A 17,133-nucleotide genomic window follows, 5' to 3' on the forward strand; every position below is an offset into this window, starting at 1 on the left:
GCTTTGCTTGTGCTATCAAGACAGCATTTTTTCTCTCTAAGAAGACACCGTTTCACCCAGTAAGTACAATTCCTAACGTCCTTTCTTGCCCTGCTCCTGTAGCACCTTAATCTGAAATAAAGCGTTCCGCTCCTCTTCCTCTAAAGCCGACTGAATATAGCGAACAGCGGCTTGATAGCGAGGAATGACATTGTACTTGAGGGCATTAACCCGCTTCTGAGTCTTACGCTGTTCGGCCACCATACGGCGCAAAGAAGTTTCTGCTTCACCCAGCCGGGCTAGCACCATCGCCAGTTCCACTAGCTTGGACCGGGTCTCATCCAAACTCGCATCGGTCCAGAGCAAGCTGATGGGTTGCAGGGGCTGGCGTTCCACGGTGACCGCAGGGTATTCTACTCCCAAGCTGGAACGGGGGAGGATCTTCACGGAAAGGCCAGGATGTATGCCTTGGGCAGCCTGGCGTAACTGGCGGCTACTCATTCGCATGTGGGTAATGGACAACCAGTAATAAGAATCATCCAGGGCGGCATGGGCTTCACGCCGTAATTGGCGGTAATGGGTTAAATGCTCATAAACCAACCGCGTCAACAGCTCCCGCTTGCGCTCCAATAAATCATGCCCCTCCTGCAAAAAGGCGACCTGACGCTTAAGATTAAGCAAGGCGCTCTTGGTGGGCGGCTGCTGGGCCACTAGCTTTTCTCGGAAATTTCTTCGTGGGGAGAGTCCATCTTCGGGGCCTCACGCTCCGAGTCGCCTTCCCACTTATGATATTTTGCCAGATCCGCTTCCGTTACCCGAGTAAGGGCAAACTGCGGGAGCAAGGAAAGCAAATCCCACGCCAAATCCAAAGTCTCAATAATAGAGCGATCTTCCTCCTCCCCTTGCTTGACGAATCGCTGTTCAAATTGGCCGGCGAAATCAAGGAATTGCCGGTCCGACGGAGAAAGCTCCTCCGCACCGATAATAGAGGCTAAATTTCTTACTTCCAGCGCCTTGGCATAAGCGGCATAAAGCTGGCTCGCAACCCGGGGATGGTCTTCCCGGGTAGAATTCTTGCCAATCCCATCTTTCATCAAACGGGATAAGGAAGGGGGAATATTGACGGGAGGATAGATACCCTGATGGTGGAGTTCCCTGGAAAGCACGATTTGCCCTTCCGTAATATAGCCCGTCAAATCGGGAATGGGGTGGGTAATATCATCCGAGGGCATGGAAACTACCGGCACCATGGTGATAGAACCGCGTCGGTTCTTAATCCGCCCAGCACGCTCGTAAATCTCGGCGAGATCGGAATAGAGATACCCTGGATAACCCTTACGGGAAGGCACATCACCCTTTGCCGTGGCCACCTCCCGCAGGGCTTCGGCGTAATGGGTCATGTCGGTCATCACCACCAATACATGCAAGTCCTGCTCAAAAGCCAGGTACTCGGCGCAAGCCAGCGCGGTACGCGGCAAAAGCAAGCGTTTGATGGGGGGATCATCCGCCAAATTAAGATACATCACCACCTTGCCCAACACGCCGCTGTTCTCGAATTCTTCCTGAAAAAACCGGGCATCACTATAGGTCACCCCCATGGCGGCAAAAACCATGACAAAGCGGGTCTCTTCACCCAACAGCTTGGCTTGGCGCACGATCTGAGCCGCCAAACGGTTGTGAGGAAGACCCGAGCCCGAGAAGATAGGTAGTTTTTGGCCCCGCACCAGGGAATTGAGGCCGTCAATCGCGGCAATTCCCGTCTGGATAAATTCTTGCGGATAAGCCCGGGCGACAGGATTAACGGGGGCGCCATTCACATTGCGTTTGAGGGGGGCAATCATAGGGGGGCGGTCATCCCGCGGGGCTCCCACGCCGTCGAAAATACGTCCCAAGACATCAGGCGATAAAGGAATCTCGAAAGGTTCTTCCAGAAATCGAACCCAAGTGCGCTCTAAATCCAGATCATCGGTGCCCTCAAAAACTTGGACCAACACCACTTCGCCGGAAGTAAAAATCACCTGCCCATTGCGCCTCCGCCCCCGGTGATCCTTGACGATCACTCGCTCTCCAAAAGCACCGCCGGGAATATCCCGCATAAACAATAATCCCCCCCGGGCCGCGGAGGCGGTACGGTACTCTTTCTCTTTCATCCCTAGATTTTTCCCGCCTCGGCATGTTCCCTGCCAAGCCGCCCGAAAGCTTCTTTTATTTCCTTAGTAAAATCCTGAAGTGTTTCCACTTGGGTATTTTTATAATCACTCTTGCAGCGCCTAGCGCGGGCCAGCACGGGAAGGCCCAAAAGCTCTTGCACCGGCACGCCTTGCTCTAGTAATTCGACGCCTTGATGATAAATTTGGAGCATCAAGTCCAGGAGGACAAACTGCTTCTCGGGGGCGCAAAAACTATCCACTGGGTCCAGGGCGCTTTGTTGCAACAGTCCTTCCTTAATCAGCGTTGCCCCTTCTAGAATCCAGCGCTGAGTTCCCGACAAAGCCTCGGGGCCTACCAGATTGACAATCCGGGACAGTTCTTCCGCCTGGGTCAGCAAAGTCATGGCCTCGGCGCGTCCTGCCTGCCAATGTTTATCAATGTGTTCAGCCCACCAGCGGGCGGCCACGGGAATATCATCGGAAAAACTTTCTCGCCAGGACACGGCCGGGTAATGGCGGGCGTCCGCTAGGTCTTTTGAGAGCGCCCAAAAGGTCCGCACGATTTCCTTGGTATGACTAGTTACGGGTTCGGAAAAATCCCCCCCTGGCGGGGAGACCGCGCCAATGAGAGTCACCGAGCCTACGCTTCCCCCCAGGGTTTGAACCCGCCCGGCACGCTCATAGAAGGCGGCCAGCCGGGAAGCTAAATAAGCCGGATAACCTTCCTCCACAGGCATCTGTCCGAGACGCCCCGCCACTTCCCGCAGGGCTTCGGCCCAGCGGCTGGTGGAATCGGCCACAATCACCACATCGTAGCCCTGGTCCCGGTAATACTCCCCCAGGGTTACACCGACATATAGGGATGCCTCCCGGGCAACCACGGGCATATTCGAGGTATTGGCAACCAGCAAGGTCCGCTCCATCAAGGAGCGGCCGGTATGGGGATCAGTTAGCTCGGGAAAGGAATCCAGGACTTCAACCAACTCGTTGCCCCGCTCACCGCAACCCACATAAATGACGATATCGGCATTAGACCAGCGGGCAATTTGTTGCTGGACCATGGTTTTACCGGCGCCAAAAGGTCCAGGCACAGCCGCTTTGCCGCCTTTGAGCAGGGGGAAAAAAGTATCCAGTATCCGCTGACCGGTCATCAATGGCGACACCCCATGCTCCCGCTGCTGGTAGGGACGGGGGTTACGTACTGGCCAGCGATGGGAAAGCGTTAACGCCTGGGAGCGATGATCACCCATATCCAGGCGGGCAATGACATCGCTCAATCGATACTCCCCTTCAGGGGCCAGCTCCAACAGTTCACCCGACAATCCAGGAGGAACCAGAATACGATGCTCAATAGTAGGGGTCTCCGGCACGGCGCCTAAACAAACGCCGCCGGTAACCGCCATGCCGGCAGCTAATTGGGGGTTGGGTTGAAAGCGCCAAACCCGCGCTTGCTCCAAACCCTGGATCTGGATGCCACGGGAAATCCGATCCCCGCTGGCTTCCAGGAGACGGCCAAGGGGACGTTGTATCCCATCAAAAACTTGTCCCAGAAGGCCCGGTCCCAGTTCCACTGAGAGGGGATGGCCGAGCGCTTCGACTTCCTCCCCAGGGCGCACCGACTCAGTCCCCTCATAAACTTGAATCAGGGCCTCTTGGCCTTCCCTGCCAATGACTTCGCCCACCAAACCGAGAGTTCCAATTCGCACCTGCTCCCCATTGGGTACCTGGGGCAGACGCGCCCTCACCAGCGGACCATTGACTTCAAGCAGTTTTCCCATGGAGTCCTCTATCCATGGAGACCGCTTGGAGGGACAAAAAGGCGCTCCATAATGCTTTGATGAAGTTCCTCCGCTAACCGCTCCAGGCGTCCTTCAAAAGTATTATCCACGCGGATGCGGCCATCTTTGCTCACCACCCGCACCCCACCACTGCAAGTGAGCGGTTCGGAGGATAAGACTACGCACTTGTCCGATACCGCCTCCGCCGCAAAGGTTTTCCAGGTTTCTTGCAAACGCCCCAGGTCTTGCTGATTGATCTCGGCAATCAGCTCTTCCCGCTCGATAGCGGCGGCCCCCGCAGCTAGTAATCGCTGGAGCACAGGCAAATAACGGGACTTATCGGTGGCCAACACCTTACACTGGTGGCTAAGATTCTGAACTACCGCCTGTACCCATTCCCAACGGAGACGATCCAGTTTTCCCTGGAGCTTAAGCTCGCTTGCCTGCACCTGCCGCCGATAGACCCGCTCGGCCATCGCCTTGGCCGCCAGTATTTCCCGCTCTTCCCGAAGACGCAGACGTTCATTAGCCTCTTCAATAATGCGGTCACGGCTATGTTGCGCCCGGGATAAATATTCTTCGGCCAGGCGCTTGGCCCGGGCCAGGAGAGCGGCTTCCAAAGTTTCCACACTGGCCTCGGCAGTCATGATTTTTCCTCTAAGGCGCTCTGGCCTAATACTTTCGCGACTAGATCCTCCACCGCTGGATGATAATCCCCTGGCGCGTGCAAGGGCGGCACTTCTGTTACAAGGATATGGGAACTCTCGGCCCGCACTCGACTCAGTCGCCCTGACAAACAACGGGAAAGCCCAGGTTCTAATAAGAGTAATGCTTTTTTTTTCCCTTTCTCCAATTCCTCCAGCAGCCTGTCCACATCTTCCTCGGTCCCATTGGGCCAGGTCTCAAAACCGATCAGGGCAAAGCCTTCCGTAAGGGCTGGGCTCCCCATCACAATCAGACGGGTACCGGATACTCCTCCTCCCGGGGTTGCTAACCGGGACTGGGTGCTAAGACCTAGAATTTGCTTGGCCATAGATTAATGCAGAACCCTATTAAATCTTACCTAGCATCAAAATAGTGACGACCACGCCATAAATCGCTATCCCTTCCGCCAGCCCCAAATAAATGAGCGTGCGCCCAAATAGCTCTGGTTTTTCGGAGATAGCCGCCAGCGCGGAGGATCCCACCGCCCCCACGGCCAAGCCCGCGGCCACCGTCGCCACCGCCGTAGGTAAGCCAATGGCCAAAAGCGCTAACCCCATGCCCAGGGAAATCTCCGGAGACGCGGCTCCCTCCCCCGTTGCTATCTCCTGGGCCATGGCATCCTGTGCAACTAAAAACAATAGGCCAACTTGGGCAACCACAAAAACAAGTACATTCACCCCTACCACGCTGCTCCACCAGCGAGGCGCGGCAAAATCTGGATGGCGTGAGCGTATTTCATAAAACACTCCCCAACCTACCAAGCCCACCAAACTTAAGCCCATCAAAATAATCAACCCATACATGACGACTGATCCCCTGTTAGCAACGAAGCACGTCTCAATCTCAATCTCTTTTCATAGTAGCATTGATTAGAAATTATTTTAGAGGCCCTAATATCAACGGCTCAAAGGCCCGACCATCGCCACTAAAGAAGCGGGAAAACCCCTCGTAATATTCCAGCCGTAATACCTGAATGGCCACAATGGCCCCTTCTAAAATCAAAATAAAAAGATTGCCTACTACTACCGTGACCCAATGGCCAACCGCCTCCATTGTCCCAGCCAGGGCAAATACAGCCAACGCCAGCGCCACATGATTCAAGCTAAAAGCGGCGACCCTAAGAAAAGAAAGGGTATTGGCAAAGTAACCCATGATTATTTCAAAACTCTCGATAAGCACGACCACCCCCCGTCCAAAGCCGGGAACCTGGGACCGATGCCATTGATACCCCAGCAGAACCAGAAACGGCAAGACAATAGCCGCTGCCTCCATCGCCCCGAATACGCCCTCTTCCATCCAGCGGAACGCACCATATACGGCGCCTAAATATAATAAACTCCCCGCCAGTCCCCGCCCTCCTAATAGAGCCTCGGCATAACACCCCTCCGCTAAACGGTTGCGAATCCCCATAGCCGTCACTAGAAGAATAAACCCCACTCCCCAAAAAAGGGCGACCATAAGCATCCGTTGGGGATTGGACAAGGGCGATAGCCATAAGGGAGAAAGGATCTCTTCATAACCAAAAACGCTGCCATATAGAAAGCCAAAGCAGCAAGAAGAAACCCCCAGGGAGAGTACGAAAGGTGTATAGTGCCCCAACCAACGGCGGCACCCCCAGCCAACCGCCAGGATAGCTGCGCCATGACCCACATCGCCGAACATCATGCCGAACATGGCAATGAAGGTCAGAGCAAATAGCCAGGAAGGATCTAATTCACCATAACGGGGCACACCATAATTATGCGCTACATCGGTAAAAGGCTGGAGCCAGCGAGGAACCCGGATTAGGGAAGGCGTCATCAACCGCTCATCTAAGGTCGGATCTCGCGTTTCTAGCACAAAACGCTGCTCTAGTCGTCTTTGCAAGGTCTTCCGCAAACAACTTATTTTTTCCGTTGGTACCCAGCCTTGTACCGTCGCCAGCCCGCCCTGGCTCCGTAGAGAAGCGCCTAGAAAAGCATAGGGAGCCGCTAGAATCATCCTCTGGGCTCCCTTATGCAACGCCTGTTCATGCTTTTTATGAAGCAACTCCCGCTCCTGAGCCAGCGCCAGGCGCTCCTCTTGGAAACGCAGGCGCTGAGCCGCGAGCTGTTGGCGAACCTGCTGGGGATGATGCTGAAATTCGGCGGGCAGTTGAAGTGGACGGTAGGCGGCCGCCCGAAGCACGCTTTGCACTTGCCGTTCATTTCCTTTCACCCCGGCAAGCACAACCAAGGCCGCGGAATCAGATTCAGCAAACGGTTTAAGAATATAGCCCGCCATGCCTACCGCCTCCTGGAGTTTGCCGAAATTACTTTGCGGGACCGCTCCAAGCTGAACATCTAAAAATTGCAATTGCCCCTGTAATAATCCTAAATTCACGTCCAATCGGGCATAGGTATCCAAGGTCTTGTCTAATTGGCCAATGGATCGGATCTTCTCATCCAGTTCCCGCCCTTTTTCTTGCAACTGAGAACAACGCCGCCAGAGCCTCCCCAACCACTTATTAAACGCCGCCAACTCTGACTCGCTGATGGCCCGCACCTTTTCTGGCGGGATGGCAGCCTGGACCCCCAGGTATTCGCTCACCTTTTGCAAACGCATCTGGACATCATGAAATAACGCCTGGTAGCTGGCGGCGGGACACTCCGGCAAACTTTCCTCCCCGGCCGGAAGGGGTTCCGGACTAAACACCCCGCTTTCCGCTAAGCTAAGGGCAGCCTCCGGAGCCTCTTCCTTGACCATATGAAGGGTAACTCGCCGCATTGATAAGGATGTCAACATCCGTTATAAACCTCTTGGACCGCTAGGCCCCTCCAGGGAGGGCTAAAAAGACTCATCCTCCTTGAAACCGGCACTTTCCAGTCCCATGGCCTGGTGAATAAGATGGGGGGCGAGCTGCAAAGTGCGGCCCTTGATGATCCCATGGATGCGTAATAATTCTTTTTCACGAAGAAATAGATAAGCGAAGGCCCGTCCCAAATTAAAAGTGGTGCGTTTCAGGATAAACTGCGCGACTTCGAGTAAGTGTTTTCCTAGCATCTCCTCCACCTCGGAAGTGGAAACTGCCCCTGCTACCAAAGGGGCTAAAGGAGCAGGTAGATTGTGTAAAGTCTCCTCGAAGTTTTCCCCACGCGCGAGGGCCAGCAAGTGCTGACTACGCAAATGATACCCACCGGGGCATAAAAGAAAATAGGTCAGCGGTGGCCCAAGACGGTAAGCAAACCGGTAGCGCAATAACCAGACCAAGTTGGTTTGGTCGATGAGATAACCGATCAATATTCGCAAATAATGGCGGTCCCGTTCTTCCTGGATAGCATTTACTCGCCGCGCCAATCCACTATAGTATTCCCTATCTATTGTGGCTTCGATAAGAAACAATTCTCGACCCTCTCCTCCGACATGAGGCACATCATAATGCTCTCCTCCATAGACCGAACGGGCCTGGCGGGCAACACCAGCATAGGGTGTTCCCTCTAAACAATGGAGCACCTCCTGAGCATCCTCGGCCTCCATCAACGAGTTCAAGGGCAAGGCCGCTATTCCATTAATCTTAATAAGATCGGCTTGGATGGCCTCCTTTGGACGTCCAGTCAACTTACCCCGGAGCACAATTTTCAGGTTACCTATCTCAAAACGGCGTAGCCAATAGCTTGCGAGTTCCTGGGCTTCAGCGCTCAGAGGACGAATCAGCCGTTGGGCTTCCGCCCATAAGGTATCCACCAGCACTTGCTCTAAAGAACGATCCTCCATTGCTTGCAGAGAAATCCCCGTCAACCCGGCGGTACGAAGTAAAACCGAAACATCCGAGGCCGATTGGTCCACCAGATTCCGGAGCTGTTCTGCTGACAGGAGACGCTTGGAGAGAGCCGAGACCAAGGTATTCAAATAAGCATAGCGGGTAACGGTGGCTATGGAAGGGCTCTTGGTGATAGTTAAAAAAGGACGATGCATGTTTATTATGGATAGGCAACAGGATCGAGAAGGCGGGTAAGGGCTGCCTCACTGGCCTCCTCCTGGCGTTTCCTCGCCAACGCCTTAATCTCTCCTTCCCGCTCCTCATAGCGCCGGCTTAACTCACTTGTGGTTTGCTCTGCCCGACTTTCAGCCCTGCTCACAAAAGATTGCTGAATCTCCGGGATGCGGGAGGCAAAACGCTCCTCTGCCTGGCGAGCCTCAGCTAGGGCCTGGTGGATTATTTTATCCCGCTCCTGACCGGCTTGATCTACTAACGCCTGAGCACGCAGCTCCGCTTCCAGCAGACGCTTTAAGGTTTCTTTCGCCTCGTTCATGAAGAATCATTCTCCCCAATGCCAACCGTAACACCTCAAGAATTCTCAACGGGACCCACCAACAAAGCTGGGGCTGCTTCAATGAGTTAATTTTAAGTATATAGAAGCTAACAGGAGGAGATATAAACTCCCTTAAGACGATAGTTTTTCTTCCAGATATTCCTTTAGAACCACCGCATTATTATGCTCGCTATCCTTGGCGCTAAAAATCAGAGTGACTTGCCGCTGGTTTTTGGCTATTTCAGTCAATGGCTCCACTGCTTCCGGGTTCTTTTCCAGCTCCTGGAAATAACGTTTTCTGAATTCTGGCCATTTTTCCGAGTCATGCCCAAACCATTTCCGCAGCTCGTTGCTAGGTCCAATCTCTTTAAGCCACTCATCAATAGCCGCGTCTTCTTTTTTAATTCCCCGGGGCCAGAGGCGGTCCACTAAAATACGGCAGCCATCATCTTTATCCGCTTGCTCATACGCTCTTTTTAGGGCAATCTTACTCACGGAAGCCACTCCTATATTAAGTTGCTTTTAATTAGCCGGCCCGGGGGCAACGCTGATCATCCGGCGGATCTCATCGCTCCGGAAGCCCAAGGCCATGGGGCGGTGCACGCCAGGGAGCACGGCGACATCGTAGAGTTCCTCGATTACCCCGCTGATGCGCAAGGTATGCACCCCATCGCCACGATTGATATCAATCACCTGTAGCCCGCAACGGGGCTCGGCGTGACGAGCCTGGAGGCGCTCATCAAGGGGGAGACCGGAGAAACTCTGGTCATGCCGGGGCAAGGACAGGCCCACCACCGCAAAATCACCGATAAAGCTCAAGCCCCGGGCATAGCCAGGGCAGAAGGCCACCGGCTCGAAGCGGCCCCGTTCCAGATCGACATAACCAAACTCGCCACGGCCCGAGTCCAGCAGCCACAACTTACCCCGGTAGAGGCGCGGCGAGTGGGGCATGGACAGTCCTTCAAGCACCACTTCACCGCTTGCAACCTCAATCAGTACGCCGCCCTCGGTGCGGTGATCCCGCCAGCCGTCGGCCACATCGCTTTGGCTCACCGCGGTGACGAAACGCGGCTGGCCCTCATCCATGACCAGGCCATTTAGATGGCAGCGGTCCTCGGCGGCAAGCTTGGAGATGAACGGCGGTCGCCATAAAGGCGCAAAGCTGTAGCGCTCGCTCACCGTGGCCAGGCAGCTAAACAAGGCGCTGACGAACACCGGTCGGCCCGCGCCATCGGGGGCGATGTCATGGATGTCCAGATCCCCGGTCGTATAGGCCAACTGGGGAACAAACAGCCGGTCAAAGCCCTGGTAATTCTGCCCCGACTCCAGGGTGTTCTCGAACCGCCAGAGCTGGTAGAGACTGCTCATCCACAGCGTGCTGGGGGTAGCATACAGGCCCATGCAACGGGCAAAGGTGCGGTTGAATACCGACAACCTCCCGTCTGGGTTAAGGCCCAGCAGAAACAACTTCCCCGCCTGGTAAGTAGTCAAAGCCAGGCTCACCCGCTGCTCGGCGAGCCAGGCGGTAAATTGGCGCGAGGCCAGAAACTCGAAGGTGGGCGCGGTCATCCCCCGTCCCCTAGGTCAGACTAATTGGTACCCGCCGAGGAGAATCAGGACGGCGCGGAACGGAAGAAGAAATAAGGTTATCTTTGTCGTTCATTGGAAATCTCCTATGGAGGGGTGGAAAGGTCAGAAAGGAACGAGGCCAAGCCCGACACTCGTAGAGGCTTTAAAAACCCCCTGGTGGGGGCGGTGGCTTCGATCTCTGGAATGATCTTGAGCCGCTGCAAAGTCCTGACCTGTTGAATACATCCCCGCACCTTCTGGCCAGCCAGCGCTCCAGCCCTGCCGGCAAACTCAAAGTGCCAACGTCGGTAAGCAGCCCATTGAACAAGGTCGCCGGGCCGCTGGCCGAAGATCGCCCGAATACCACGTAACTCTGGTGTTCCCCGCCCACCACAATATCATCGAACCCGTCCCCATTCACATCCCCCGCTCCGCTCACCGACCGGCCCGAGCTGTCATCAGCTGCGCTGCCGTTGAGCGCAAATCCCTTGCTGCCATCCAGGGCGGAGAGCTCCAGCGCCGCAGGAAAGCCCGTATTCGTCCCAAACACCACGTAGCTCCGGCCCGAATAATTGCCGCCGAAGCCGGTAAAGGGCGCGCCAATCACCAGATCATCAAACCCGTCCCTGTTCACATCCCCCGCCCCACTCACTGAGTAGCCCGAGTGGCCACCAACCTCAAAGCTGTAAAGGCCAAGACCGTTGTTGAGCGTAAAAACGATGCCGTTGAGCACAAAACCGTTACTCCCATCCAGGGCGGACAGATCAAGCACTGGGGGAAAACCCCCGCTGCGCCCAAACACTACATAGCTCTGGCCCGCTCCGCTAACACCGTTGGGGCCAGCATCGGGTGCGCCAATCACCAGGTCATCAAACCCGTCCCCATTCACATCCCCCGCTCCGCTCACCGAAAAGCCTGAACGGCCACCAACCTCAGAGCTGTAAAGGCCAAGGCCGTTGAGTGTAAAAACGATACCGTTGAGCGTAAAACCGTTGCTCCCATCCAGGGTGGAGAGCTCCAACACTGCTGGAAAGCCCCCGCCCGTCCCAAACACCACGTAGCTCTGGCCCACTCCGCTAACATCGTTGAGGCTGACACCAGGCGCGCCAATCACCAGGTCATCAAATCCGTCCCCATTCACATCACCCGCTCCGCTCACCGACCGGCCCGTGCCATTAGAGGCCGCGATACCATTGAGCGCAAAACCGTTGCTCCCATCCAGGGTGGAGAGCTCCAACACTGCTGGAAAGCCCCCGCCCGCCCCAAACACCACGTAGCTCTGACCCGCCCTGCTAAGAGCATTGATCCCAATACCAGGCGCACCAATCACCAGGTCATCAAATCCGTCCCCATTCACATCACCCGCTCCGCTCACCGACCGGCCCGTGCCATTAGAGGCCGCGATACCATTGAGCGCAAAACCGTTGCTCCCATCCAGGGTGGAGAGCTCCAACACTGCTGGAAAGCCCCCGCCCGCCCCAAACACCACGTAGCTCTGACCCGCCCTGCTAAGAGCATTGATCCCAATACCAGGCGCACCAATCACCAGGTCATTAAACCCGTCCCCATTCACATCCCCCGCGCCACTGACTGAAATGGTCCGACTATTGAATACAAAGCCATTACTGCCATCCAGGGTGGACGGATCCAACGCCGCAGGAAATCCCCCGCTGGTCCCAAACACCACGCAACAGCCGCTAATCACCAGATCGTCAAATCCATCCCCGTTCACATCCCCCGCTCTGCTCACTGACCCGCCCCAACCATCGAACGTAAAGCCATTGGCGCCATTAAGGGTGGACAGATCCAAACTCTTGCTCTGATTCGTGACCGGAGCTGGGCTCAAGACCGTGCCTGGGCTTTGCCCCAGGGCCGGACCCATCAGTCCCGCCGCCAGCAGCCCCCCGCCCAGCACCCGGCGAAGCGCCACCGCCAAAGGCCGCAGCGCAAAGGTGCGAGGGACATCAGCCGCGAGTTCCACCGCGAAATCAGGACAGAACGTAGAAGTAAAGGCATGTTTATCGTTCATTAAGAATCTCCTATGGAGGGGTGGAAGGGTCAGAAAGGGGCGAGATCCAGGCCCGACACTTGTGGAAACTTCAAAAGCCCCTTGGTGGGAGCGTTGGCTTCGGCCCCTGGAATGACCTTGAGCCGCGGCAAAGCCCTGACCCGTTGAATATATCCCCGCACCTTTCGGTCAGCCAATGCTCCAGCCCCGCTGGTAAACCCAAAGCGCCAACGTCGGCAAGCAGCCCTTTGAACAATGCCGCCGGACCCAACGAAAATGCTGCGGGCGTGCCAAACACCACGTAGCTTTGTCCCTGGCTCGAATAGTCGCCGTTGGGATCGGCACCAGGTGCGCCAATCACCAAGTCATCAAACCCATCCCCATTCACATCCCCCGCACCACTCACCGAATCGCCCGAGAAGTCACCAGACGCGATGCCGTTAAGCGCAAAACCGTTACTCCCATCCAGGGCGGACAGTTCCACCGCCGAGGGAAAACCCCCGTCCGTCCCAAACACCACATAGCTCTGGCCAGCGAAAGAAGCGCTATTGGGGTCAGCATAAGGCGCGCCAATCACAATGTCATCAAACCCGTCCCCGTTCACATCCCCCACTCCACTCACCGAGCGGCCCGAGAGATCACTGGCCGCGCCGCCGTTAAGCGCAAAGCCGTTGCGCCCATCTAGGGCGGATAGTTCCAGTGCTGCGGGAAAGCCCCCACTGGTCCCGAATACCACATAGCTCTGGCCCGAATAGTCGATACCGTTGGGAGAGGCAAAGGGCGCGCCAATAAGGATATCGTCAACCCCGTCCCCGTTCACATCCTCCGCTCCGCTCACCGAAAAGCCTGCGTTATCATAAGTCGCGCTGCCGTTGAGAGCAAAACCATTACCGCCATCCAGAGCGGAGAGTTCCAGCACCGCGGGAAAACCCCCGCTCGTCCCAAATACCACGTAGCTCTGGCCCACTCTGTCAACACCGTTGGGACTGGCGAAACGTGCGCCAATCACAATGTCATCCAACCCGTCGCCATTCACATCCCCCGCTCCGCTCACCGAACTGCCCGAGCGGTCACCGGCCGCGATACCATTGAGCGCAAAACCATTACTGCCATCCAGGGCGGCAAGTTCCAGCACTGGGGGAAAACCGCCGCCCGTCCCGAACACCACATAGCTCTGGCCTGCTCCGTTAGCACCGTTGGGACTGGCATCAGGTGCGCCAATCACAATGTCATCCAACCCATCCCCGTTCACATCCCCCGCCCCGCTCACCGAGCGGCCCGAGTGATCAGCAGCCGCAACGCCATTGATGATAAAGCCATTGCCGCCATCCAGGGCAGACAGTTCCAGCACTGGGGGAAACCCCTCGCCCGTTCCAAACACCACGTAGCTCTGGCCCGAATAGTCGCCGTTGGGGCTGGCGCCAGGCGCGTTAATCACCAGGTCATCCAACCCATCCCCGTTCACATCCCCCGCTCCGCTCACCGAAAAGCCTGCGTTATCATAGGCCGCGCTGCCGTTGAGCGTAAAACCGTTACTCCCATCCAGGGCAGACAGTTCCAGCACTGGGGGAAACCCCTCGCCCGTTCCAAACACCACATAGCTCTGGCCCGAACCGCCGCCATGGGGGGGGCCAAAGGGAGGAGCAAAGCGGGAGCTGATAGCAGGCGCACCAATCACCAGATCATCCAATCCATCGCCATTGACATCCCCTGCGCCGCTCACCGACTGACCCGAGTCGTCAAAGGCCGCGATGCCATTGAGCACAAAACCATTACTCCCATCCAGGGCGGACAGTTCCACCGCCGCGGGAAAATCTCCGCCCGTCCCAAAGACTACGTAGCTCTGGCCCGCTCCGCTAACACCGTTGGGGGAAGCATCGGGTGCGCCAATCACCAAATCATCAAATCCATCGCCGTTCACATCCTCCGCACCGCTCACCGACTGACCCGAGTCGTCAAAGGCCGCGATGCCGTTGATGATAAAGCCATTGCTACCATCGAGATCGGACAGCTCCAGGCCCGGGGTCTGCCCTAGGGCCGGACCCACCAGCCCCACGGCCAGCAAACCTCCGCCCAGTACCCGGCGAAGAGCCACTGCCAAAGGCCGCGGCGCAAGGGCGCGAGGAATCTGAGCAGAGGATTTTGAATCAGAGGGGCTTGAGAAGGCACGAGAAATAAAAGTAGCTTTTTTATTACTCATGGAAGTATCTCCTTATCGAGTAGGGGCGGAGGGACTTCTCGGTACCGGCTCATCAATGGGTACCAAGTCAGCGGGGAGAAGATCCGAGGCGGCAACGCCCGAGAGCTGCGGCAAATCCAATAGCGCCTTGATAATAGCCTTGGCCTGGGCAATGAGGGCGTTGGCCTCGGCCGCCGGCAGTATCCCATATTTCCGCAACACTCTCGCCCGCTGGATAAACCCCACTACCTTGTAAAGTGCTTTGGCTACCTCGCCCTGGGCCAGCTTCCTCTCGGCCCTTTTAAGCGGCCTGGTTAGCCAGTGTTCAAGCCCCGCCGGTAGATCCAATGCCCCAACCTCAGCAATCAGCCCCTTGAGCAAAACCGCGGGACCCCCCGAAGCCGTCCCGAACACCACGTAGCTCTTGCTCCCGGCGCCGATTACAATGTCAGCGAGTCCATCGCCATTGACATCCCCCGCACCGCTCACCGACTGACCCAAACGGCCACCGGGCCCGATGCCGTTGATGATAAAGCCGTTGCTGCCATCAAGTTCGGATAGTTCCAACGCCGCGGGAAAGCCCCCGTCCATCCCAAATACCACATAGCCCTGGCCCGAACTGTCAAGACCGTTGGGGCTGGCGGTGAACGCGCCGATGAGGTCTGCTTTATTCATTTTTGGTACAAGCTTCTCCAAGCCGGCACCAGGCGCGCCAATCACCAAATCATCAAACCCGTCACCATTGACGTCCCCCGCACCGCTCACCGAACGGCCCGAATGGTCACCGGCCTCGATACCGTTGAGCACGAAGCCATTGCTGCCATCCAGGGTGGAGAGATCCAGCGCCGCAGGAAAGCCCCCGTCCGTCCCAAACACCACGTAGCTCTGGCCCGCACCATCAAGGCCATTGGGAGAGGCATAAGGGTTGCCAAACACCAGATCATCAAACCCGTCGCCATTCACATCCCCCGCACCGCTCACCATGTAACGTAAAGAATTATCGGTCTGGGTACTATTGGTGATGATAAAACCATTGTCGCCATCGAGATTGGAGAGATTGAAAAAATCGGAAAATTGCCCGCTCATCCCAAAGACCACGTAGATCTTGCTCACCGCAGAAACGTCGCTGTCGCTACCACCGCCGGAGGGAGAACCAGACGTGCTGAGCAACATGTCATTAAGTCCGTCCCCATTCACATCCCCCGCACCACTTACCGAGGTAGTAAAGCTTTCGCTGTAGGCATTAGTGGTATCAGCAAGGATTTTATTACCTGAGGTTCCGTCACTGTCTCCGAATATCACGTAGGTTTCATCCGCATAGCCCACACTATAGTCTCCCGATCTCCCGAGATTTTTGGCGCCGATAAGGACATCATCAAATCCATCGCCGTCTATATCCCCCGCACCGCTCACAGAAAAGCCCGAGTAATCACCGGACAAGATGTTGCGGATCACAAAACCATTGCTGCCACCAAGATCTGAGCGCTCCAGCGCCGGGGGAAAGCCCCCGCTGGTCCCAAACACCACGTAGCTCTGGCCCGTTATATCGCCATTTTTGAAGGTATGGACACCGGACGCGCCGACAAGGATGTCATCAAACCCATCGCCGTTCATATCCCCCGCACTGCTCACCGAAGAGCCCAGTTTATCAGGGAGGCCCGAGTAGCTATAGGTCGCAATACCATTGAGGGTAAAGCCGTTATCGCCATTAAGGTCGGAGGAACTTAGCGCGGCGGGAAAATCTCCACCCGTCCCAAACACTACATAGCTCTGGCCCGCACTATCAAGGCCATTGGGAGAGGCATAGGGGTTGCCAAACACCAGATCATCAAACCCGTCGCCATTCACATCCCCAGCACCGCTTACGGAAGTGGCCGGACTATTGAATACAAAGCCATTGCTGCCATCCAGAGTGGACAGTTCCAGGCTCTTGCTCTGATTCGGGACCGGAACCGCGCTCAAGACCGGGTCCTGATTCTGGCTCAGGGCCGGACCCGCCAGCCCTACAGCCAGCAAGCCTCCGCCCAGCACCCGGCGAAGGGCCACCGCCAAAGGCCGCGGCGCAGGAGCGCAAGGCATAACGGCGGAGAATTCCACCGCAGAATCAGGGTGACACGAAACGGAAAAAGAAATGGAGTTATCTTGGTTGTTCATGGGAATCTCCTAATTGAGTCATGAATCATGCGCATTGTTCACAGCCAGCTCAGGTAGCGGAACTGCGGTAGGCTGGCAGCGGCCTCAATTGCTCATGGTGACCCAGGAAGCCGGCCGCCGAACTTACCACGGGATGCGCCAAATCTTTGCTAAGCAAAGCACATCATGGATCAAAAATCTATTACCAAAAGCCCCGGTGCGGTTGGGCGAATAGGGCTACGGCAGCCTAAGCTAAACAGCGCTAGTACGTGGTCTCTTAGCCGCTGGCCTCTTCGCCGTTCCTCGAATCAGGATAAAATTAATGACATGAGCCATCAGACCAGCCGTGGTTTGTGGGATT

The 17,133-nt window shown here is 56.3% G+C and carries 15 protein-coding genes; 1 reads left to right on the plus strand and 14 read right to left on the minus strand.

Going from position 1 to position 17,133, the window contains the following annotated elements:
- Positions 1-72 precede the first annotated feature (72 nt).
- The 14 genes from NOC_RS11140 to NOC_RS11205 form a co-directional block, all read right to left on the minus strand.
- Positions 73-690 carry a V-type ATP synthase subunit D gene (locus NOC_RS11140; RefSeq protein WP_002810622.1) on the minus strand — a complete coding sequence of 206 codons (618 nt, stop codon included), beginning with the start codon at positions 688-690 and terminating at the stop codon, positions 73-75.
- On the minus strand, positions 690-2,129 hold the full coding sequence (locus NOC_RS11145) for a V-type ATP synthase subunit B (RefSeq protein WP_002810294.1): 1,440 nt from the start codon (positions 2,127-2,129) through the stop codon (positions 690-692). The genes NOC_RS11140 and NOC_RS11145 overlap by 1 nt, the downstream gene beginning before the upstream one ends.
- Before the next feature lie 2 nt (positions 2,130-2,131).
- Positions 2,132-3,907, minus strand: coding sequence for a V-type ATP synthase subunit A (locus NOC_RS11150; RefSeq protein WP_002809119.1), 1,776 nt, complete (start codon positions 3,905-3,907; stop codon positions 2,132-2,134).
- 8 nt (positions 3,908-3,915) lie between these two features.
- Entirely contained in the window at positions 3,916-4,554 is a 639-nt protein-coding gene (locus NOC_RS11155; protein ID WP_002809825.1) for a V-type ATP synthase subunit E, read from the minus strand.
- Positions 4,551-4,940 (minus strand): V-type ATP synthase subunit F, encoded by a 390-nt coding sequence (locus tag NOC_RS11160; protein ID WP_011330854.1) that lies wholly within the window; start codon positions 4,938-4,940, stop codon positions 4,551-4,553. The genes NOC_RS11155 and NOC_RS11160 overlap by 4 nt, the downstream gene beginning before the upstream one ends.
- Positions 4,941-4,959: 19 nt before the next feature.
- A complete protein-coding gene (locus tag NOC_RS11165; protein ID WP_002809002.1) occupies positions 4,960-5,415 on the minus strand; it encodes an ATP synthase subunit C in 456 nt (151 codons plus the stop codon).
- 73 nt (positions 5,416-5,488) lie between these two features.
- Complete coding sequence (locus NOC_RS11170) at positions 5,489-7,375, minus strand: V-type ATP synthase subunit I (RefSeq protein ID WP_011330855.1); 1,887 nt, start codon at positions 7,373-7,375, stop codon at positions 5,489-5,491.
- Positions 7,376-7,417: 42 nt separating this feature from the next.
- Complete coding sequence (locus NOC_RS11175; RefSeq protein ID WP_002808669.1) at positions 7,418-8,545, minus strand: V-type ATPase subunit; 1,128 nt, start codon at positions 8,543-8,545, stop codon at positions 7,418-7,420.
- A 5-nt stretch (positions 8,546-8,550) separates the two neighbouring features.
- Positions 8,551-8,883 carry a hypothetical protein gene (locus tag NOC_RS11180; RefSeq protein WP_002810564.1) on the minus strand — a complete coding sequence of 111 codons (333 nt, stop codon included), beginning with the start codon at positions 8,881-8,883 and terminating at the stop codon, positions 8,551-8,553.
- 132 nt (positions 8,884-9,015) lie between these two features.
- The gene (locus NOC_RS11185; protein ID WP_011330856.1) at positions 9,016-9,378 is read right to left on the minus strand and encodes a DUF488 domain-containing protein; all 363 of its coding nucleotides are present in this window, start codon (positions 9,376-9,378) and stop codon (positions 9,016-9,018) included.
- A gap of 27 nt (positions 9,379-9,405) precedes the next feature.
- Positions 9,406-10,452: a TIGR03032 family protein gene (locus NOC_RS11190; RefSeq protein WP_002811796.1), complete on the minus strand. Its 1,047-nt coding sequence runs from the start codon at positions 10,450-10,452 to the stop codon at positions 9,406-9,408.
- Between the two features lie 163 nt (positions 10,453-10,615).
- Positions 10,616-12,481, minus strand: a complete 1,866-nt coding sequence (locus tag NOC_RS11195) for an integrin alpha (protein ID WP_002809873.1) — start codon at positions 12,479-12,481, stop codon at positions 10,616-10,618.
- A gap of 70 nt (positions 12,482-12,551) precedes the next feature.
- Positions 12,552-14,660: an integrin alpha gene (locus tag NOC_RS11200; RefSeq protein WP_002811735.1), complete on the minus strand. Its 2,109-nt coding sequence runs from the start codon at positions 14,658-14,660 to the stop codon at positions 12,552-12,554.
- Between the two features lie 12 nt (positions 14,661-14,672).
- Positions 14,673-16,793, minus strand: a complete 2,121-nt coding sequence (locus NOC_RS11205) for an integrin alpha (protein ID WP_011330857.1) — start codon at positions 16,791-16,793, stop codon at positions 14,673-14,675.
- A 13-nt stretch (positions 16,794-16,806) separates the two neighbouring features.
- Between NOC_RS11205 and NOC_RS11210 the strand changes: the two genes are divergently transcribed.
- Positions 16,807-17,007, plus strand: coding sequence for a hypothetical protein (locus NOC_RS11210; RefSeq protein WP_147094487.1), 201 nt, complete (start codon positions 16,807-16,809; stop codon positions 17,005-17,007).
- Positions 17,008-17,133: the final 126 nt, after the last annotated feature.

This window comes from Nitrosococcus oceani ATCC 19707, from assembly GCF_000012805.1.
GTDB classification, from domain to species: domain Bacteria; phylum Pseudomonadota; class Gammaproteobacteria; order Nitrosococcales; family Nitrosococcaceae; genus Nitrosococcus; species Nitrosococcus oceani.